Source organism: Harryflintia acetispora (assembly GCA_004340125.1).
Taxonomy (GTDB): domain Bacteria; phylum Bacillota; class Clostridia; order Oscillospirales; family Ruminococcaceae; genus Harryflintia; species Harryflintia acetispora.
Map to the genome: position 1 here is coordinate 109,617 of SLUK01000008.1, position 19,437 is coordinate 129,053.

Here is a 19,437-nt window from a genome sequence, read left to right on the forward strand (position 1 = left end):
CGCATGGATATTTTAAAACGGATCGGCGCGATATTTTACCCGCCAAGGTGTATCTTCTGCTCCCGGGTGGTACACTATAACGAAACCTGTTGCCCGGATTGCAAAGCCCGGCTGCCGCAAGGCAGCGAGCCCTTCTTTCCCGAGGAGAACAGCTGCCTTTCGGGTTGCTGCGCGCCCTTTTTCTACAAAGGGGTGGTGCGCGAGCGGCTGATTTCCTTCAAGTCGGTGCGCCACCGCGAGCTCGGCCACGCCTTCGCCCTGCTGGCCGCCCCGGGAGTCAAGGCGGCGCTCGGGGAAACGCGCCCGCTGGTCTGCTGCGTGCCGAATTTTGAGCCGGAGCAGCGGCGCGTCTACAACCCCGCCCGGGTCTTTGGCCGGGCACTGGCAAAGGAACTCGGGCTCCCCTTCGAGGGGGCGCTGCTGATCCAGACCCGCAAAAAGCAAGCACAGCATATGCTCTCCGCCCGGGAGCGGCTGCATAACGTCGAGGACCTTTTCGCCGTCGCGCTGCCCGAGCTTAGCGAGGGGCGGGACATCCTGCTTTGCGACGACATCATCACCACCGGCGCGACCCTAAATGCCTGCGCGAAGGCGCTCCTGCAAGCGGGCGCCCATCGGGTTTTCGGCGCCGGATGCGCGCGCTCCGGGCAGAGTGCCAATTTGCACGACGGTGAGAAATCCGGTTGAACATTGGCACAATATGGTGTATACTGTTCATATTGGGACGGGAACGGCCCGTTCATTTTTCTCTGGAGGTAATTATGGCTTCGATCGACATTGGAATCGACCTCGGCACCGCAACGGTGCTGGTTTATGTGGGAAATAAGGGAATCGTGCTCAAGGAGCCAAGCGTGGTCGCGGTCAACGTGAACACCGGTGAAATCCTCTCGGTGGGCGAGGAGGCCTACCAGATGATTGGGCGCACGCCCAACAACATCCGGGCCATCCGACCGCTCGAGGACGGGGTGATCTCGGATTACGACACCACCGAGCAGATGATCAAATACTTCCTCAAAAAGGTCAGCAGCGGCGCCATGCTGCGCCCGCGCGTTTCGATCTGCGTCCCCTCGGGGATCACCGAGGTCGAGTCCAACGCGGTGGTGGACGCGGCCGTGTCGGCCGGCGCGCGCAAGGTCTATCTCATCGAGGAGCCGGTCGCCGCGGCCATCGGCGCAGGGATCGACATCACCAAGCCCAACGGCATCCTGATCGTGGACGTGGGCGGGGGGACCTGCGACATCGCCATGCTCTCCCTGTCCGGGATCGTGTCCAAGACCTCGATCAAGATCGCCGGCAACAAGTTCGACGAGGCGATCATCCGGCACATCCGCAACAGCTACAACATCCTCATCGGCGAGCGCACCGCCGAGATGATCAAGCAGGAGATCGCCAACGTCTTCGTGGCCGACCCCAACGTGACCGCCACCATCAAGGGGCGCAACCTGGTCAACGGCCTGCCGCAGAAGCTGGAGATTTCCCAGGCCGACCTGTACGCGCCGCTCCACGAGCTGGCCATGCAGATCGTGCGCTCGATCCAGCAGGTTCTCGAGCACACCCCGCCCGAGCTGGTGGGCGACGTGCACGTCAACGGCGTGCTGATGACCGGAGGCGGCTCGCTCATCCAGGGGCTCGACGAGCTGATCGAGGACACTTTGCACATCAAGGCGCGGATCGCCGAAAACCCGGTCGAGTGCGTGGCCATCGGCACCGGCAAGAGCTTCGCCTTCCTCGGCGAGCTGCAGGACGGCTTTGTCGGCGCGCCGACCCACAAGCACTGAATACGGGGCACATACTTTCTAAAAATCAAATTTGCAGGCCGTTGGCTTTCTCAACGGCCTGCAAATCTTTTTTAAAGGTACCGCCTCACCCGCTTCATATAGTCCAGATAGGCAGCCCCGAACTTTTTCTTGCACCATCTCTCCTCCGAGCGGATGATCCAGTGCGCCGAAATCTGGAATACGAGCAGGGACAGAAGCAGCGGCAGGGAGCGCGTAAAAATGACGCAGCCCAGAAAATAAATGAAATACCCGACATACATCGGATTGCGGGATACCCGGTAAATGCCGCCCGTGTTTAGTCCATCTTGGCCAGGCCGGGCAAACTGGACGGTGGATACGGCCAAAACGGCAACGCCCAGAAGATAGACGGCAAGGCCGGTAAAAAATTCCGGCTTCCCGGCTTGCACCTTCAAAGTCAGCGGATAGAGGATCAAAACGGCGTTTGAGATTTCATAAAACCAGAAGGCGGTCTTCTCCCCGCCTTCCAGCGGGGCAAAATGAGCGGCGCTGCGCAGTGCCTCCTGATTCATTATCCCGAGCAAACCGAACCTGATGAGAAAAAGCGGGACGATCAGCAAAAACGCATTCACGCAGGCCGCCTCCCTTCTTCTCTATACTCTAAATTCACACGGGCGGCCTGTCAAGCCGACCGCGATAAATTTTTTAAATTTCCTCTTGACTCTCCCCTTAGGGGAGGCTGTAGGATGGTTTCACAAGGAGGGAGCAGAATGTACCGGATCGGAGAATTTTCCAAAATGAGCAAGACCACCATCAAGACCCTGCGCTATTACGACGAGGCGGGGCTGCTGCGGCCCGCATGCACCGACCCGGCGACGGGTTACCGGCTCTACACCACCGATCAGCTGGTGAGGCTTCACCGCATCCAGGCGCTGCGCCAGGTCGGGCTGTCCATCGACGAAGTGCGCCTGATTTTGCAGGGGTCCTCGCAGGAGCCCTTCCTGCAACGGCGGCGTGCCCAGCTCACGCGGGAACTTTCGGCCGGCGAGGACATGCTCTCCCGAGTTGAATTCATGCTAACCAACGAGGAGGATTTTTTCATGAACTATCAAGCCATCATCAAGGAACTGCCCGAGTGTATCGTCTACTCCAAGCGCATGACCATCCCCAGCTACGACTCCTACTTTTCGGTCATCCCCGCCATCGGCGAACAGGTTTCCGCGAAGTATCCCGACCTGCGCTGCACCACGCCGGAATATTGCTACGTCGTCTACCTCGACGGCGAGTACCGCGAGCGGGACATCAACCTCGAATTCTGTGAGGCGGTCGATCAGCTGAAGGAGGATTTCGAGGACATCCACTTTAAGAAGATCGCGCCGGTCACCGCCGTCTCGGTGATGCACAAGGGCCCCTATGCTGGGCTCTCGCAGGCCTATGCCTTCGCCATGCGCTGGATGGAGGAGAACGGCTACACCCCGACTGAGAACCCGCGGGAGAGCTACATCGACGGGATCTGGAACAAGGAGCAGGAGGCCGACTGGCTCACCGAGCTGCAGTTCCCCATCCAGAAGAAATAACCGAAAGCAAGCGGGCTGTAGATTTTCTCTACAGCCCGCTTGTTTTATTTGTTCACATATTTGTAGAGCTGCCAGAGCAGGCTGCAGGCGTATCCGCGGTCGAGCGCCTGCGTGGGATAGGCGTTCCCGTCGTAGAGGTCGAGGATTCCGTAAGCCGAAAGATTCACATAGCTCTCCAGCGCCCAGCTCGGGATGGTGTCCCGGTCCCCGATCTGCAGGTTGTATTTGAGGATGTCCCCGATCTGCGCCGCGCGCTCGCACAGCACCACCGCCTCGGCCCTGGTGGGCACCGTCTCGGTGTCGAAGGCCTCCTCGGTCACGATCCCGCACTCGATCGCGCGGCTGAGATAGGGCTTGAGCCAGAGCGGGATGGCGCCGTCATTCTGCAGCCCGGTGTTGACGCAGGGGGTGAGGCCCTGGTCCTTTCCGAGTGCCGCCAGGAGCATGACGACATACTCCCCGCGGCTGACCTGGCGCTGCGGATAAAAGAGCAGGTGCTCCCCCACCTGCTCGCCGCCGAGCACCCCGGCCTGGGCGAGCTTGATGGCGCTGTACTCATAGGGGTGGCGGTCCATGTCGGCAAAGTAGGGCGCGCCGCTCCCGCGCCGGATGGAAATTGCCGCGACCGCCTCGTTCGAGCGGTTTCCGTACCGGTCCATCGCCTGCGCGCTGAAGCTGTCCTCGCCCCGCTGCCCGGGATAGGGGGTATAGACGAAGCTGGTCCCGTCAAAGGCAACCGAGCCCTTTTTCGGCGGCTGGCAGACTAATATCTCGACCTCGTCCCCCTCGGGGTCGAAGGCCGACAGGTTGCCGTAAACCGGTACGTTTTCAATTGTTTCATAGAGCGCCCCCTGCAGCCGCGGGGCCCCGTTATAAACGCTTGCGGCCGGCTGTTCGGTCATGAGGCAGAGGCCCAGGGCGCACAGTAAGGACCAAATTTTTTTCATTTCGCCGTTTCTCCTATTACAAAAAGAATCGGTATTAGTTTATTCCCGCAACGCCGGTTCATAAGTAAGGATTTTTGGATAACTTCTTTCCAAAAGCTGTGCGGCTTTGCAAATGAAAACGACCGCAAGAAACGATTTCTTGCGGTCGTAATTTTCTTTTATTGATCTTTTGAAAGGGCCAAACCCGTTCGACTGCCCCCTCTTTATTCCAATTATATCCTGTCCTTCCGCTATTTTCAAGGGAAACTTCTCTTTTTCACCCTCTTCCCCACCGGCCGCGACCAACAGAAATCGTTGCTATAGGTCTTATTGTATAAGGAGGGTTTTCCATGAAAAGATATGCCTTTTCCTGCTGCCTGTTGCTCGCGTCCCTGTTTTTGGCACTCCCGTGCGCGGCGGCCAGGGACGGGGTGACGGTGGCGGTGCAGGGCGGCTACCAATGCGAATACGGGGTGGATATCCCCTTCACCCGCTCGGCGCGCACCAGCGACTACACCTTCGCCATCTACGCCGGGAATACGCCCGAGGTGCAGGCAAACGTCACGGTGACCACCGATTCCCCGGTGGTGGTCCACCTGCCGCTGCGCTACGACCCCGCCGGACCCAGCACCCACACGCTGCAGGTGACCGCCCATGTCGCCGCCGGGCGTCAGGGGCTTGACCGGGAAGCGGCGCTCAGCAGGACCTTCACCACCGCGCCCACCTGCGGTTGTCCCGCCGGGACGGCGGGCGCCTTCTACGTGGGGGACGGGAGCGAAGGGGCACCCTTCCTGGTCGCCTCGACCGATCAGCTCCAACACATCGGCAGCACCGCCCACCTGCAAAAGAAAAGCAGCTTTTTGCAAACCGGGCACCTTGACTTTGAGGGGCAAACCGTCGAATCGATCGGTTCGCTTAATTCTCATTTCCTGGGTCATTACAACGGAAACGGATACACGGTTTCCAACCTGAACCTTCAAAACGCTGATGCCAACGGCCTGTTCGGCTACCTGCAGGAGGCCACGATCGAAAACCTGGGCGTGGTCGGGGCGACTGTGCCCAGCGGCGGGGCCGGCGGGCCCATCGCCGGAGTAGCGGAAAACTCGACGATCCGCCGCTGCTGGACCAAGGGCTGCACCGTCTCCCAAACCACCTTCGGCGGGCACGCCGGGGGACTCGTCGGTCTGCTCTACTCTTCGAGCGTGGTGCAGGACTGCTATGTGCAAAACATCACGGCCACGGCCGACACCGATGCGGCTGGGCTGCTGGGCATGACCGGGGAGGTCGGCGCGGCTGTCTCGGCCTCCAACTGCTATGTGGACGGGATGACGCTCAGCGGTATGAGCTGCGGCGCGACCATCGGCTGCTGGTTCGCGCCCAGCGGCAGCTACCCCACGCTCTACTGCCTGGACAGCGTCTCCTACCCTCTCTATGGGCGCAACAATCAAACCAGCGGGGTGACGGGCACCAAGGTCCCCGCCCTGACGCCCTCGTATCTTTCCGGCTTCGACTTCACGGGCGTTTGGGAAATGAAAGACGGCCTGCCCCGCCTGCAAGTGGAGCAGCCCCTTTCTTAAAAACCAGGGCCCCGGCCGGCCCCAAACGACAAAAAACCGGCGCCGTCAAACAATCCGGCGCCGGGTTTTATTTTGCTCCACCTGTTATCGGGGCTCCACGATCAGCTTAATGGCAGTGCGCTCCTCGTTGTCGATCACCACGTTGGCGAAGGCCGGGATGCAAATCAGGTCAATCCCGGACGGGGCGAGATATCCCCGCGCGATGGCCACCGCCTTGACCGCCTGGTTGGAGGCGCCTGCGCCCACCGCCTGCACCTCGACCGCGCCCTTTTCCCGGATGACCCCGGCAATGGCGCCCGCGACAGAATTCGGAACCGATCTTGCTGAAACCTTTAGAATCTCCACAATAAACGCTCCTCTACAAAACAACTGTCATGTATTTTGTCATGCTCTTTCTGAAACGATTGCCGCATTTCATGATCATATTGTATAACAAATACATGGGGTTTTCAAGCGTTTAAGGGAATTTAATACAATAATTATATATCTACACGATAAATTTTAGTTGTTTTGCCGGAATTATTGTCAATCTCAGCCACGATCGCGTTGATAACGACGTCCTCCGGGTCGTTCTCGAACCGGGTGGGCAGATGGGTGCGCATGCGGTGCAGCGCCAGCTCCTTCTTGACGCCGAGCACCGAGTTGCGCCCGCCGCACATCCCGAGGTCGGTGACGTACCCCGTCCCGCCGGGCAGGATGCGCGCGTCCGCGGTGGGCACATGGGTATGGGTGCCCGCGACCAGCGAGACCCGCCCGTCGAGATAATGCCCCATGCAGAGCTTTTCGCTGGTGGCCTCGGCGTGGAAGTCCAGGATGATGTGCGGGGTGCGGACTCCCTCGAGCGCCTCGTCGACCGCGTCGAAGGGGTTGCGGATGCCGTCGAGGTAGACCGTCCCCTGCAGGTTGATCACGCAGACCGAAAACGGGGGATGGTCAATGAAATACATGCCGCCCCCCGGCGCGCCCTTGTCGTAGTTATAGGGCCGGATCACGCAGGGGGTGCTCTCGAGATAGTCATAAATCTCCCGGCGGCGCAAGGCGTGGTTGCCGGTGGTCAGCACGTCGCACCCGCTGTCCAGCAGCTCCTTGGCCGAGTGGGGCAGGATCCCGTTGCCCTCGGCGCTGTTTTCGCCGTTGGCGATCACAAAGTCGATCCCCTCCTTGCGCTTAAAGGAGGGCAGGTACTGCCGCACCCGCTCGCATCCAGCGCGCCCGACCACGTCCCCGATCATCATTACCCGCATTCTGTCGCTCCCCGCCGCGCAAAGGCGCGGCCGCCGCTCTTGTGGCCAGCGGCCGGCCAGATTTTGTCCTTCGTTATTTTGCCCCGACAGAGCGCGCATACGCCTCCCGCATATCCTCCGGCAGCGGGGCGGTGACGCAGAGACGCTCCCCGCTCACCGGATGGGTGAGGCGCAGCTGCCAGCAGTGCAGCGCCTGCCGCCCGATCAGTTCGCTCCCGCTGCCATACATCGGGTCGCCCAGCACCGGGTGGCCGATATAAGCCATGTGCACCCGGATCTGGTGGGTGCGCCCGGTGAGCAGGCGAAACTGCAAAAAGCTATAGCCGTTCCCCGTCTGGAGCACGCCGTATTCGGTGATGGAAACCTGCCCGCGCTCATCCACCGTCCGGCGGATGTCCACCGGGTCGGGGCGGTATATTTTCGCCTCAACCCGCCCGTCGCCGCGCAGCTCGCCGCAGACCAGCGCGCGGTAGCTCTTCTCGAAATTCCCGGTGAGCCGGGAGGCGGCATACTGGTTCTTGGCCACCAGAACGCAGCCGCTGGTATCCCGGTCCAGGCGGTTTAAGGCCCGCAGCCGCCCGGGCGCGCCCGCGCGAAGGCAGTGGGCGGCATAGACGTTTTCCAGCGTGTCGCTTGCGTGCCCGCAGCTGGTGTGCACCGGCATGCCGGGGGGCTTGTTATAAACCATCAAATCCTCGTCCTCGTAAAGGATCTCCACCTTGCGGTTGCTGCAGAGCACCGCGCGCTCCTCCTCGCAGAAGGCGACGCTCAGGGTGTCCCCCGAGCGCAGCAGGTCCACGGTGCGCACGTGCTCCCCGTTTCGCCGCAGGCCCAGGGGATGCTGCTTGAGCTTCGTGACGGTGCGGTTGGAGAAGCCGAGCTGCCGCCGCAGATAGGTCTTAACCTGGGCGCCGTCGTACCCGGGCTCGATGGTAAAGTGCAGCTCCCTCATTCGTTCTCCTTGCATTTGCGCAGCAGCGAGCCGGGCGGGAAGGCGTTTTTGCTCGGGATGCTAAGCTCCATGGTGGCGTGGGGGCAGGCCTCGATTGCATTCCCCTCCCCGTCGCGCATGGCCGTCACCCGCAGGGATACCGGGCGCTGACCGGGCTCGAGGACCTCCAGCTCGTCCCCCACCGCGAAGCGGTTGCGCTGGGAAAGCGAGAGCCAGCCGTCCCGCCAGCCGGTGACGACGGCGGCCACCTCCCATCTGCTCACATAGCCGCCCGACTCATAATACTGCCCCTGCTGCGGCACGCCGAAATAAAAGCCGGTGCAGTAGTCCCGGTGCCGCACCCGCCTCGTCTCCTCCACGATCCACTGCGGCAGCTCGTAGTGCCCGGGATCCTTTCCCAGCACCCCCAGCGCCGCGCGGTAGGCGGCGGTGATCACCGCGACATAGTAGGCGCTCTTGTTGCGCCCCTCGATCTTAAAGGAGGACACCCCCGCCGCCGCGAGCTTGTCCAGATGCTCGATCATGCACAGGTCCCGGGCGTTGAGGATGTAGCTGCCGCTCTCGTCCTCAAAGATGGGGAAATATTCCCCCGGCCGCTTCTCCTCCATCAGACGGTAGCTCCAGCGGCAGGGCTGCGCGCATTGGCCGCGGTTGCCGTCCCGCCCGGTCATATAATTGGAGAGCAGGCACCGCCCGGAAAAGGACATGCACATCGCCCCGTGCACGAAGCATTCGAGCTCGAGCTCTTGCGGAGTCTTCTCCCGGATGACCCGGATCTCCTCGAGCGAGAGCTCCCGGGCCAGGACCACCCGCTTGGCGCCCAGCGCATGCAGCTCGCAGGCCGCGCGCCAGTTGACGATCCCGGTCTGGGTAGATATGTGCAGCTCCACCTGCGGGATCAGCCGGCGCGCCGCCATCATCACCCCGATGTCGGCGACGATCAGCCCGTCGGCCCCGCTCTCCCCCACAAAGCGCAGGTAGTCCCCGATCCCGTCCGCTTCATCATTACGCGGTAAGGTGTTGCAGGTGAGGTAGACTTGCACGCCGTTCTGGTGGCAATACGCCACCGCCTCGGCCACCTGCGTGTGGCTGAAGTTCTTTGGCGCCGAGCGCATGGTATATTCGCTGCTCCCCAGATAGACGGCGTCCGCGCCGAAGCGCACCGCCGCCTCGAGCCGCTCACGGTCCCCCGCCGGGGAAAGCAGCTCGGGAAGGGAAAGGGTTCGTTCCCGCATGGCGACCTCCCAAGTTTTGATTGATACCCATTATTATAGCAGATCGCCCGGCGGATGGAAAGCGCGCCGGACATGAAAAAGACCGCAAGCAAGGCCTGCTTGCGGTCATATTATGATGTAAACTCATATAAAGGCGGAGGAAAATCCCCAGACCCTTCCAGTTCTTTCTAAGTATATCCTGTTCTGGCGAAAAATGCAAGGGAATTTGGTGGTTTTCGGCGGGTTCCCGCGAAGAAAACGACCCCAAGAAGGCCTTGCTAACGGTCTTTCTTAAAAGGGGGATTTTCATGAAAACGAAACTGTTTGCCATCATCCTGTCCGCGCTGACGTTGTGCGTCCTGGGCGGATTTTCGTCGGGGGGAAACGGCGGCAGCCCGGAACATCCGGTTTCGGATGTTCCGGGCCTGATCGCCGCCGGGGACCGCGAGGCCCTGGGGAGAATCTACACCGTGATGTTTGAGCGCGGGGAGCTCAGCGAGGAGGAATACGCCCTCGCTGAAAAATGGGACTGGATCATCCCGGACGAAGAAAAGATACCGCTCGATGATTTCTCGATCGGGGAGGTCAGCACCGGGGTGGTGGTACCGTGAAGGAGCTCGTTTCCCGCAGGGCGGTTTGCCTCTCGTTGGCCCTGTCTTTGACCCTCGGGCTCTGCCTGCCCGCCGGGGCCACCCTCGGCGAGAGCGGCGGGGAGCGGGTGTCCCAGGGCGCCGCGCCGCGCAACACCCCGGCGGCGGCCCTCGCGCTTGCGCGCGGCGCGGCCGCCTCGGCCGGGCCGGAGAAGATCTTCATCCCGCTCTCTTCAGGTGATTCGCAGATCGCAAGTTTTCTGGTGACCGCCAAAACCGGGGATGAGCCGCCCATCGCCGGCAGCTACGACCCCGCGAAGGGCCGGGCCGAAATCCCGCTCGTTCCGCCGCCGCAGAGAGATACCGACTACGAGATCACCGTGACCTCGGTTTCCGACCAGCCCGGCCTGCGGGCCCCGGCGACAAAAACGGTGCGCCACACCTACCCGGCTGTGAAGTCGATCGCCCTCTCGGGCCCCGCGGCCCTGCGGGCGGGAGAGAGCGCCACGGTGGGCGCGGCGCTCTCTCCCCACCAGGACTATGTTTCCCCGGTGCGCTGGGCAAGCGGCAATGAGGCGGTATTGTCCATCACCCCCGGGGCGAATGACCGCAGCGTTACCATCAGCGCCCTCAAGGGCGGGACGGCGACCGTCACGGCCAGCATTTACGAGGGCGCCGACACGGTCACCGGCTCGATGAGCGTGACGGTGGTGCCCGCCGGGGGCGGGGGGAGCGAGGGGTCGGCCTTCTGGGTCACCCCCGAGAGCTACACCCTCTTCACCTCCGGGACGGCGGACGAGACCGCCTTCACCGTGGCGGCCCTCTTCTCGCCCGGGGACGAGGCCACCCCGGTGAGCTGGAGCACGGATAAAACCGGGATCGTGGAATTGCAGGAGGTCCCCGGCCAGCCGAATCAGAAACGGGTGGTGGCCAAGGCCCCCGGCAGGGCGACCATCACCGCCGCCACGGCGGGGGGCTTGCTCTCGGACAGCTGCGTTGTTACCGTCTACCAGATCGGGGACGGCAGCGGGAGCGGGGAGGACATCACGGTGAAGCCCCCGGACAACCCCGCCGACGGGAGCTACCAGTACATCGTGAACGGCAGGCTGGTGCTCTATACCAACGGCACGCCGAATAGCGCCAACCTGAGCGGGAGCATATCGGTCACCCCGTCGCCGCCCAGTCCCCCGCAGCCCGCCTGGGCGAGCGGGAATCCGGGCGTTGCGGCGGTGGACCAAAATGGGAACGTCAGGGCAGTGGCGGCGGGGGAAACGACCGTCACCGCCACGCTGGCGGGGAAGACGGGGAGCATCCCGGTGACGGTCTACACCATCGCAAACGGCAGTCTGAGTATTACCGGGGCGAAGAACCTCGTTCACGACGGCAGTCCGGCGAGCGCGGCGCTCAGCGCCGTCTATTCCGGCCTGCCCAGCGGCGCGCGGCCGCTGACGAGCTGGCAGTCGAGCAACAACGGGGTACTCTCCCTCTCGCCGGCGGCGGGGGGTTCCACCACCGCGGCGGCGCAAGGTAAGGGGACGGCGACGGTCACGGCCAGCGGGGGCGGGCAGAGCGCGACGGCGAACATCAGCGTCGGGCAGGCGGTGACGGGGATCACGGTCAGCGCCGCCACGGCAACCGTCAAGGCCGGGGAAGCGACCACGGTGAGCGCGGCGGCCAGTCCCGCGAACGCCGACAACCGGACAATCAACTGGACGAGCAGCAATCCGGCGGTAGCCACGGTAAGCCCCGGCAGCAGCGGCAGCGGGGCGGCCGTTACCATCACCGGCGTGGCAGTGGGGACGGCCACCATCACGGCGACCGCCGCCGGGAACGCCGGACTCTCCAAAACCGTGGCCGTGACGGTGCTACCCAACGCTCCCGCTCCCAGCGACCTTGGCAAAATGGTGGAGTGGGCCGGCAGAAGCTGGTGGGTGGTTGACGACCACGGTGAGGATTTCGGCGGCAACACCGGCTCGGTCGTGCTGCTGGCGAATTTCAACTATACAACCTGTGCGTATGGCTCCTCCCACGTGTACAGCAGTAGTACGGCGCGGACACAGTGCGTTAATTTCTATAACAGCTTGTCGGCGGAACAGAAAGCAAAGCTATCACCCAACAAGCTTGATAAGACATACGCATGGTTGCCGAGTTTCTTTGAAATTTACGGAAATGCTCTTTCATCCAGCGGGACATATATTGATCCCCTTTCCTCTACAAAGCAGTTCAGCTATTTTGCGAAGAACGGAGTAACAAACAGCAATTATGGTTTACTGGCTACCATATACGGCAACGCAGGCGTCAATTCATGGTTACGGTCATATTTCAATATTACTAATCCCCTCACCTCCAAATACGCTCCTTCGGTAGTCTATTCCAATGGAAGGCTTGGTTCTAGCACTGATCTAAAATCAATTTTTGCAATACGCCCCTGCGTCATCCTCAATCCCTGACAAAACGAAAGCCCCGGCTGTAAAGCCGGGGCTTTCCTTTATCCTTATTGCTGCGAGGACGACCCGTCGTCGCTGTGGTCGATGGTGGTGCCGTAGGCCTCCCCCGCGCTCTGCAGATTGAGGTTGTGCTCCTGCAGGGTGGTGGCGAAGTGGTACTCGTGCTTTTGATCGCTCAGGAAGTAGAAGTAGTTCGTTTCGGCCGGGGCGAGCGCCGCCTTGATGGCGTCGAGCCCGGGATTGTTGATCGGCCCGATGGGTAGCCCCTGGCACTGATAGGTGTCATAGGCCGCGGCCATCTCTTCATTTTTGGATGATAGGTTCGGCTCGATCTCATCGCGCACGTAGAGGTAGGTGGCGTCCGATTCCAGGCGCGGGTACTGGGCAGAATTGCTCAGACGGTTGTGGAAGACCGACGAAATGTCGTACATATACTGCACGTCGCCCGCCTCCTTCTGAATGATCGAGGCCAAGGTCAAAGTCTGATCGAGGGTCATCCCCTGCTTCTCCATCAGATCGTAAAGGTCCTGGGTCACCCGGGTGTTGAAGACGCTGAGAAACTTGTTGACCACCGACTCGACATTCTCACCCACGTAGAACTGATAGGTGTCCGGGAAGACATAGCCCTCCAGCTTGTGGTAGCGCAGCGGGTCGTCCGGAATCTTATCATAGAATTCATAACCGTACTGGCTGTCGCTGCCGAAGCTGACCGTATCGGTCACCCTGATGAACTCTTCGGCGCTGCAAACCTTGTTTTCTTCCAGCTTCGCGGCCACCTGGTTGAGGGTCTGCCCCTCGGGGAAGGTTACCCAGACGACCTCCTTTTCGGTGTTGCCCTTGGTCATCATGGTCATGATCTGGTCGTAGGCCATCTTGGTGTTGAGCTCGTAGGTGCCGGGCACATATTCCTTTTTATCCTTGAGCCCGGCATAGAGCTTGAAGGTCAGCGGCTGGGTGATGATCCCGGCCTCCTTGAGCTGCTCGGCGACCTCCCCGACGGTGGCGTTTTCGGCCACCACGAACTCGACCTTCTTATCGGGCTTGTTGATCCCGAGCATATCGCTCGCGCTCTGCAGCGCGAAGATCGACAGGAAGATGGCGCAGGCCACCGCCCCGGCGACCAGAACCAGCGCCTCCATAAACCGGGAGACCCCGCCTCCGCGCCGGCGGCGCTTTTTGGGGGGCTTCGGCGGCTCGTTTCCTCTGCCGCCGCCCTTCCCGCCGCGCGCGGGCGGCGGGGGCACGGCCCCAAAACCTCCCCCGGCGTTTCCCATCTGGCGCCGGGGCGGCTGCGCGCCCCCCTGGGAGAGCACGGGGGCCGGTGCGGAATCAGGGATCCCCGCGTACTCCTCGCTGTCGATATTGAGCTGAAAGCCCCGTCCCCGCGCGCCGGTATTCCCCGAAGCGGCGGGCGGTGCGGCGGTAGCCACCGGGCTTTGCGCGGAGCTGACAGCCTCTTCAAACCCAGCGGGGTTAAAGCCGGCGCTCCCGCCGGCTTTTGCGCCGGTATCAAAGCCGTCCGGGTTAAACCCCCGCGGATTCGGCGTGCGCTCGCCAAAGCGCGGCTGCACATCCCCCGGCGCAGGCGCCGGAACTTCCTCCCTGGGCGGCCGCGGGACATATTCCCGCACCGGCTGCCCCGAGGGCACGGGCCGCGCGGAGGGCTGATAGACCCCCCGCTCCGGTTCCATGGTCCGAGGCTGCTGTGCCGCACCCACGGGCGGGGCCTGCCGGCGCAGCGGCTGGTATTCGCCGGAGGGCGTATCCTGGTCGGGCTGCTTATCCAAACTAAAGCTGCGAATCAATTCCTGAAACTCATCCTGCTCACTCATGCTCCGGCTGTCCCTCCTGTCCTGTTGTATTTGCAAAAACGGCGGTAATTCCAAAAAGTACGCCGCAATTTTCCATTGTTTCTATCATACCGCAAAATATGTCAAGAATCAATCGAAGTATGTGAAAAAACTGTTAATTGGGAACCCCTTTTTCCCGCCCCGCATAGGATGGAGCACAGGTATTGCCCGCTTGGGCAGTCGCCTGAAAAGGAACCAAAAATCAAGGAGGTACCAAGATGTTTTGGAATGGATGCGGCGGCTGGGGAGGCTGCTCATGCGGCTACGGCAACTGCGGCGGCTGGGGGTACGGCTGGGGCGGATTCGGAATCACCGGCATCATCGCCATCGTCGTGCTGTTGGTGCTGCTCTGTAACTGAGCCTTTCCCCGCAACATAGAAGCCACGGGGCGCGCGGGCAGAGCCTGCGCGCCCGCGGCGGTTTACTGCTTCTTTTGCCCCGGCTTTTCGTGAGCCGTCCGCCTTTGGGATTCCCCCTTGTGCGGATAGAAAAACCCCTTCTCGCTGACCACCACCGAAACCGAGGCGTCGTACCGCCCGTGCGGCAGGAAGCGGTAGAGGTTTTGACGGTAGATGATCCCCACCGTCGCGCCGGGATACTTGCCGAGGAAGCGGTCATAATACCCCCCGCCGTAGCCCAGCCGGTAGCCCTGCCGGTCGTATGCGAGGGCGGGGACCACACAGATGCTGTCCTTGTAGTCCCCCAGCTTCTCGCAGCTGGTCTTGGGCTCGAGCACCCCGAAGGTGCCCTTTTCCAGCTGGTCGAACGAGCTTACATAATAAAAATCCATCAGCCTGGTGCCGTCCACGCACCGGGGCAGCGCCACACGCTTGTGGTGCTGCCAGCAGTACTCGATGATCCCCACGGTGTCCACCTCGATGGGGGTGGACATATAGATCAGCACCGTTTTGGCCCGCTGGAACTGGTAGAGCCGGCACAGCGTTTTTCGGATCTGCCCGTCCATCCCCGCCTTCTGCTCGGACGCCAGAGAACGGCGGTATTCCTTGACGAGCGCGCGGCGCTCCTTTTTAAATTGCCGGATGTCCCTCATCGGCTCATGACCGCCGCTTTGAGCTTTTCGGCCTCCCCACGCCCCTTGAGGCACTCCACCAGCGCAAGGCCGAAATCGAGCGCCACGCCCATCCCCTTGGCGGTGACGAGCTTGTGGTCCCTCTCCAAAAAGCCGCCGGTCACATCGGCGCCCTCGCAGTCCCCTTCAAAACCGGGGAAGCAGGTGACCCGTTTGCCCCGCAGCAGCCCGCGGTGTCCGAGAATCGAGGGCGCGGCGCAGATCGCGCCGACATAGAGCTCCCGCTCGAAGGCCAGGGTGATAAAATGCTGCACCCGCTCGTCCGCTTCGAGGTTGCGCGTGCCGGGCATGCCGCCGGGCAGGACGATCATCTCGAGCCCCCCGTCGGCGCACGCCTCGATGGTGCGCTCGCAGCTGATCTCGATCCCGTGCGCACCGGCTATTCGGCTGCCGCCCACGCCCACAGCCTTGACCTCCACTCCGGCGCGGCGCAGCAGGTCAAGCGGGACAAGCGCCTCCGCCTCCTCGAAGCCGGGGGCCAAAAACAGATAGACCATACCGCTATCCTCCCTTTCTGTCCGATAAAACTGTCAATCGCCGAGCCAGGTGGCCCGGTATTTTTTTAAGATGATGGCCGGGCGGTAGCTCAGTTTTGCCTTTCGCAGCCCCTCGGCCCCGGTGTCGTCCTCCCGGTTGACGTAGGTCACGTCCTTACAAAACGCCCGGCAGAATTCCCGGTTGATCAGCGCGTAAGCCCCCTGCACATCCTGGTACGCCTTCTCAATCCGCACGTCGAAGGTGTCCGGCGTGAGGCGCTCGCCCATCGAATAGGCGACGATCCGCCCGCCGGCGCGCAGCAGCCCGCCGCGAAAATCGAGCGCGAAGAAATGCTCGAAGGCATAATCCACCGCGCAGGCCTCCTGGCGCAGGCTCTCGTTTTGATCGCACCCGTAAAGGCGGCACCAATCCTTGTTCATCTCGTAGCATTCGCCGATGTTCTCCTTCGTGATCTCCTCGAAGGACCAGTCGGGGTTCTGCTCGAGAAAGCGGTTGATGTGGTTGCGCTTGGCGTGCAGCTTCTTTCCCGCCAGGGTGCGAAGGCTCTCCGAGAGATAGAGGTACTCCCGCGCGTCGTCGAGCTCCTCATAATGAAACCGCCCCGGGTACAGTTCCTCGAGCTTGGGGCGGCTTTCGTCGTCCACCGCGTAAAAGACGAAGGGCACGCCCTCCTCTTCGCTCTGCGCCTTGAGGCGCCCGATCACCGCATGGAGATCCCCCTCCCCGGCGGGGAAGAGGTAGCTCGGGCTCCCGAGTTCACTGCGCACCACCACGAAGCCGCCGACCTCGGCGGCCGTCTTGCGGTAGACCTCGGCCCATAAGACGGTGCCTGCGAAGGAATATTCGCATCCGCGGTAGCCGCTCTTTTGAAAGAGCCGGTCCACCCAGCCCTTGTCCGAGATGTCGAGGGTCTTGAATGTAATCAAATTTCTCAGGCCTTCCCTCTGAAAATGAGGGCTCAGCCGAGCACCGCCGCCGTGAGCGCGCGCACCTGGCGCGCGATGTCCTCCACCGGCAGGGGGGTGAGCGCCGCCTCGTCGAAGCAGCGCACCACCTCCCAATGAAGTCCCTTAGCCGCGTAGAGCGCCGCCTCGCGGCAGCGCGTCAGGTATTCGGTGTTGCCCTCATGGATATCCCGCTTCCCCTCATCCCCCTGGTAGCGCCTGAGCAGCAGCTTTTGGGAGACGGCGGGGTGCATGTCGAGATAAACCACTAAATCTGGTTTTGGCATTCCGAGCCTGACATATTCATAGTCGCAAAGCCACCCGGCAAAGTTTTGCCACTCGGCCTTCGGCAGCTTTGTCATCTGGTGGGTGATGTTCGAGGTGACGTACCGGTCGGCCAGGAGAATCTTCCCCTCCCGGTAGTCGCGCTCCCAATCCTGTTTGAAGCTGATATAGCGGTCCACCGCGAAGAAGCTCGAGGCCGCGTAGGCGCCCACCGCCCCGGGGTCGGGGCTGATCTGCCCGCCGAGGTACATGCGCAGCGGCGCGCTGGATTCGCTTTCATAATTTGGAAAGGAGATCTTGCGCACCGGCAGCCCCCGGCCCCGTAAATATTCCTCGAGCAGGGCGGTCTGGGTGCCCTTGCCCGAGCCGTCGATCCCCTCGATGGCGATCAGTCTGCCCATGCGCTCACTTCCCCCTTAGCTCCCCGCGCAGGAGCCGGTATTTTTCCTTCACCGCGGCCATCTGCCCGCAGGACATTTTCCCCTCCGGGCAGGGCCCGTCGGCGCAGGGCGGGCCGGCGTGCGCGAAGAGCACCGGGGCGACCGCGTAGACCAGGCGGTACATCTGCTCGGCCACCGCCCGGATCTCCCACTGGGCGCGGTTGCACAGCCGCTGCTTAAAAAAGTTGTGCAGGCTCCGGGCGTTCATGGTGACCACCATGCGGGTGTCGCAGGCGTTGGGCAGCACGAAGCGCGCGTCCTCGATCGCCATCTTTGCCGCCTTGCGCCCGGCCTCTTTGGGGTCCATGCCGCCCTTTAGCAGCTCCCGCTCGTGCTTCTCCTTGAGCAGCGAGGTGAGGGTCTCATAGCTTTTCGCGCATTCATCCATGATCCGCCCGTACTCCGCCGCCGCCTCGGGAATCCCGGCAATCTCGGGCGGGGTGACGTAATCGAACCCCTGCTTCTCCACATACCGCTGGCTCTGCACGCTGTAGGAGGCCAGCCGGTGGCGGGTGATCTGCGCGAGGAAGGCCCGCGAGACCCCATCGATCCCGAAGGTGAAGCTGGCGTGCTCGATGGGGCTCTCGTGCCCCAGGTCGGAGAGCATCTCCACAAAATCGTTCGCCTTGTGCTCATCCAGGTTGTCGAGCAGGGTCTCGATTCCGCTGCGGCTGTAACAGAGCTTGGCCGCGGCGGCCACGGTGCGCACCGGATCGGGGGTATAAGAAATCAACGTGACAATCGGCATATTGGACCTCCTCCTTTTTTCGCCCTTCGCTATTTGCGCAGGTCCTTTACGAAGCGGGCCACCTCCTGCAGCCGCTCGGGGATGTTGATCCCCTGCGGGCAGAGCGGCACGCATTTTTTACAATTTTTACAGCTCTGCGGCCCATGGCCCTCATCCTGTTTGCGCCCGTACCAGGCGAGGTATTCGTCCTTGTTGCCCAGCAGGTGGTACTTGCCGTAGTGCTCGAACTGGTCCGGGATCTGCACCCCGAACGGGCAATCCATGCAGTAGCCGCAGCCGGTGCAGGGGATCTGGAACTTCTCCACCAGCCGGCGGCGCACCGCGTCCACCGCCGCGCGCTCCTTACCATCCAGCGGCTCACGGGGCGAGAAGGAAGCGACGTTGTCCTCCATCTGGGCCATGTTGGACATGCCGGAAAGGACGATGGTCACCCCCGGCAGGTCCCCCAGCCAGCGCACCGCCCAGCTCGCCTGGGAGCGGGCGGGGTCGAGGTCCGTCAGCTCCCCCACGATGTCCGGCGGAAGCTGGGCCAGAAGCCCCCCGCGCACCGGTTCCATCACCACGCAGGGGATGTCCTTTTTCAGCACGGTTTGATAGAGTTTCTCCCCTTCGAGCTGCTCCCAGTCGAAATAGTTGAGCTGGATCTGCACGATGTCCCAGTCGAAACTCTGCATAATCTGCTCGAACACCTCGGGGGTGTCGTGGAAGGAGAAGCCGAGCTTGCGGATTTTTCCGAGGCGCTTTTGCTCGGTGAAAAACTCGAGCATGTGCAGCCGGCGCACCTTCTCCATGCGCTCGGCGCTCAGCGCGTGCAGGAGATAGACGTCGAAATAGTCCACTCCGCAGTTTTTAAGCTGCTCGGAGAAAATCCGCCCGAGGTCCTCCTCGCTCTCGCACAGCCAGACGGGGAATTTGTCGGTGAGCAGGTATTCCTCCCTCTTGTGGCGCCCGAGCGCCTCGCCCAGCGCCTGCTCGGCCGTATGGTCGTGGTAGGGGTAGGCGGTGTCGAAGTAGTTGGCGCCGTGTGCGATGGCGTAGTCCACCATCCGCCCGACCTGCTCACGGTCGATCGAGGAGGAAACCTGTGGGTCCAGCAACGGGAAGCGCATGCCGCCCACTCCGAGGCGCGGCAGGGAAAAGTCCCAATTTTTCGGTGTGATTCGTTCCATATCGCTCATCCGCCTTTCCGCATAGTACGTTTGTCACAATTCGCACCAATCATATCATAAAAGCGACGTTGATTCAATCTCCGCGCAGAATGTAAAGCCCCAAACCAGTCCCGCGGGACCGCTTTGCGAATGAAGGAGGTTTCATGGGGA

Annotated in this window: 20 protein-coding genes; 7 read left to right on the forward strand and 13 right to left on the reverse strand. The window is 62.1% G+C overall.

Translation table 11 applies throughout. The features are described from left to right. Window positions 1-3 precede the first annotated feature (3 nt). A complete protein-coding gene (locus EDD78_RS09820) occupies window positions 4-687 on the forward strand; it encodes a ComF family protein (protein ID WP_132084816.1) in 684 nt (227 codons plus the stop codon). Between the two features lie 74 nt (window positions 688-761). Beyond that, window positions 762-1,778 carry a rod shape-determining protein gene (locus tag EDD78_RS09825; protein ID WP_079699808.1) on the forward strand — a complete coding sequence of 339 codons (1,017 nt, stop codon included), beginning with the start codon at window positions 762-764 and terminating at the stop codon, window positions 1,776-1,778. 71 nt (window positions 1,779-1,849) lie between these two features. Here EDD78_RS09825 and EDD78_RS09830 read toward each other — a convergent pair whose 3' ends face one another. After that, a complete protein-coding gene (locus tag EDD78_RS09830; RefSeq protein WP_132084817.1) occupies window positions 1,850-2,368 on the reverse strand; it encodes a methyltransferase family protein in 519 nt (172 codons plus the stop codon). A 138-nt stretch (window positions 2,369-2,506) separates the two neighbouring features. Between EDD78_RS09830 and EDD78_RS09835 the strand changes: the two genes are divergently transcribed. Beyond that, a complete protein-coding gene (locus tag EDD78_RS09835) occupies window positions 2,507-3,313 on the forward strand; it encodes a MerR family transcriptional regulator (protein WP_132084818.1) in 807 nt (268 codons plus the stop codon). Window positions 3,314-3,357: 44 nt separating this feature from the next. Here EDD78_RS09835 and EDD78_RS09840 read toward each other — a convergent pair whose 3' ends face one another. Next, window positions 3,358-4,260: an Ig-like domain-containing protein gene (locus EDD78_RS09840; RefSeq protein WP_132084819.1), complete on the reverse strand. Its 903-nt coding sequence runs from the start codon at window positions 4,258-4,260 to the stop codon at window positions 3,358-3,360. Window positions 4,261-4,589: 329 nt separating this feature from the next. Here EDD78_RS09840 and EDD78_RS09845 point away from each other — a divergent pair, with 329 nt between their 5' ends. Continuing rightward, entirely contained in the window at window positions 4,590-5,816 is a 1,227-nt protein-coding gene (locus EDD78_RS09845) for a hypothetical protein (RefSeq protein WP_132084820.1), read from the forward strand. Window positions 5,817-5,900: 84 nt separating this feature from the next. Here EDD78_RS09845 and EDD78_RS09850 read toward each other — a convergent pair whose 3' ends face one another. From EDD78_RS09850 to EDD78_RS09865, 4 genes are all read right to left on the reverse strand, one after another. Beyond that, the gene (locus tag EDD78_RS09850) at window positions 5,901-6,161 is read right to left on the reverse strand and encodes a stage V sporulation protein S (RefSeq protein WP_079699813.1); all 261 of its coding nucleotides are present in this window, start codon (window positions 6,159-6,161) and stop codon (window positions 5,901-5,903) included. A 134-nt stretch (window positions 6,162-6,295) separates the two neighbouring features. Next, window positions 6,296-7,060, reverse strand: coding sequence for a TIGR00282 family metallophosphoesterase (locus EDD78_RS09855; RefSeq protein ID WP_079699814.1), 765 nt, complete (start codon window positions 7,058-7,060; stop codon window positions 6,296-6,298). Between the two features lie 73 nt (window positions 7,061-7,133). Continuing rightward, complete coding sequence (locus EDD78_RS09860; RefSeq protein WP_165873182.1) at window positions 7,134-8,012, reverse strand: RluA family pseudouridine synthase; 879 nt, start codon at window positions 8,010-8,012, stop codon at window positions 7,134-7,136. Next, on the reverse strand, window positions 8,009-9,247 hold the full coding sequence (locus tag EDD78_RS09865) for a peptidase U32 family protein (protein ID WP_132084822.1): 1,239 nt from the start codon (window positions 9,245-9,247) through the stop codon (window positions 8,009-8,011). Before EDD78_RS09865 ends, EDD78_RS09860 begins: the two co-directional genes overlap by 4 nt. A gap of 287 nt (window positions 9,248-9,534) precedes the next feature. Between EDD78_RS09865 and EDD78_RS09870 the strand changes: the two genes are divergently transcribed. After that, entirely contained in the window at window positions 9,535-9,837 is a 303-nt protein-coding gene (locus EDD78_RS09870) for a hypothetical protein (protein ID WP_132084823.1), read from the forward strand. Next, complete coding sequence (locus EDD78_RS09875; RefSeq protein WP_132084824.1) at window positions 9,834-12,266, forward strand: Ig-like domain-containing protein; 2,433 nt, start codon at window positions 9,834-9,836, stop codon at window positions 12,264-12,266. Before EDD78_RS09870 ends, EDD78_RS09875 begins: the two co-directional genes overlap by 4 nt. Before the next feature lie 44 nt (window positions 12,267-12,310). On the opposite strand, the gene mltG is transcribed toward EDD78_RS09875, so the two are convergent. Continuing rightward, window positions 12,311-14,095: an endolytic transglycosylase MltG gene (gene mltG / locus EDD78_RS09880; RefSeq protein WP_132084825.1), complete on the reverse strand. Its 1,785-nt coding sequence runs from the start codon at window positions 14,093-14,095 to the stop codon at window positions 12,311-12,313. A 236-nt stretch (window positions 14,096-14,331) separates the two neighbouring features. Here mltG and EDD78_RS09885 point away from each other — a divergent pair, with 236 nt between their 5' ends. After that, window positions 14,332-14,472 carry a sporulation protein YjcZ gene (locus EDD78_RS09885; RefSeq protein ID WP_117508026.1) on the forward strand — a complete coding sequence of 47 codons (141 nt, stop codon included), beginning with the start codon at window positions 14,332-14,334 and terminating at the stop codon, window positions 14,470-14,472. Window positions 14,473-14,534: 62 nt separating this feature from the next. Here EDD78_RS09885 and EDD78_RS09890 read toward each other — a convergent pair whose 3' ends face one another. The 6 genes from EDD78_RS09890 to EDD78_RS09915 are packed head-to-tail and all read right to left on the reverse strand — an operon-like array spanning window position 14,535 to window position 19,287. Further along, a complete protein-coding gene (locus tag EDD78_RS09890) occupies window positions 14,535-15,164 on the reverse strand; it encodes a 5-formyltetrahydrofolate cyclo-ligase (RefSeq protein WP_132084826.1) in 630 nt (209 codons plus the stop codon). Further along, the gene (locus EDD78_RS09895; protein ID WP_079699820.1) at window positions 15,161-15,700 is read right to left on the reverse strand and encodes a DJ-1 family glyoxalase III; all 540 of its coding nucleotides are present in this window, start codon (window positions 15,698-15,700) and stop codon (window positions 15,161-15,163) included. Before EDD78_RS09895 ends, EDD78_RS09890 begins: the two co-directional genes overlap by 4 nt. Before the next feature lie 33 nt (window positions 15,701-15,733). Further along, the gene (locus tag EDD78_RS09900) at window positions 15,734-16,627 is read right to left on the reverse strand and encodes a DUF2156 domain-containing protein (RefSeq protein WP_079699821.1); all 894 of its coding nucleotides are present in this window, start codon (window positions 16,625-16,627) and stop codon (window positions 15,734-15,736) included. A 32-nt stretch (window positions 16,628-16,659) separates the two neighbouring features. Beyond that, the gene (locus EDD78_RS09905; protein ID WP_079699822.1) at window positions 16,660-17,331 is read right to left on the reverse strand and encodes a dTMP kinase; all 672 of its coding nucleotides are present in this window, start codon (window positions 17,329-17,331) and stop codon (window positions 16,660-16,662) included. Window positions 17,332-17,335: 4 nt separating this feature from the next. Further along, window positions 17,336-18,118, reverse strand: coding sequence for an FAD-dependent thymidylate synthase (thyX, locus tag EDD78_RS09910; RefSeq protein WP_132084827.1), 783 nt, complete (start codon window positions 18,116-18,118; stop codon window positions 17,336-17,338). A 29-nt stretch (window positions 18,119-18,147) separates the two neighbouring features. Continuing rightward, complete coding sequence (locus EDD78_RS09915) at window positions 18,148-19,287, reverse strand: aldo/keto reductase (RefSeq protein WP_165873183.1); 1,140 nt, start codon at window positions 19,285-19,287, stop codon at window positions 18,148-18,150. Between the last annotated feature and the right edge of the window lie 150 nt (window positions 19,288-19,437).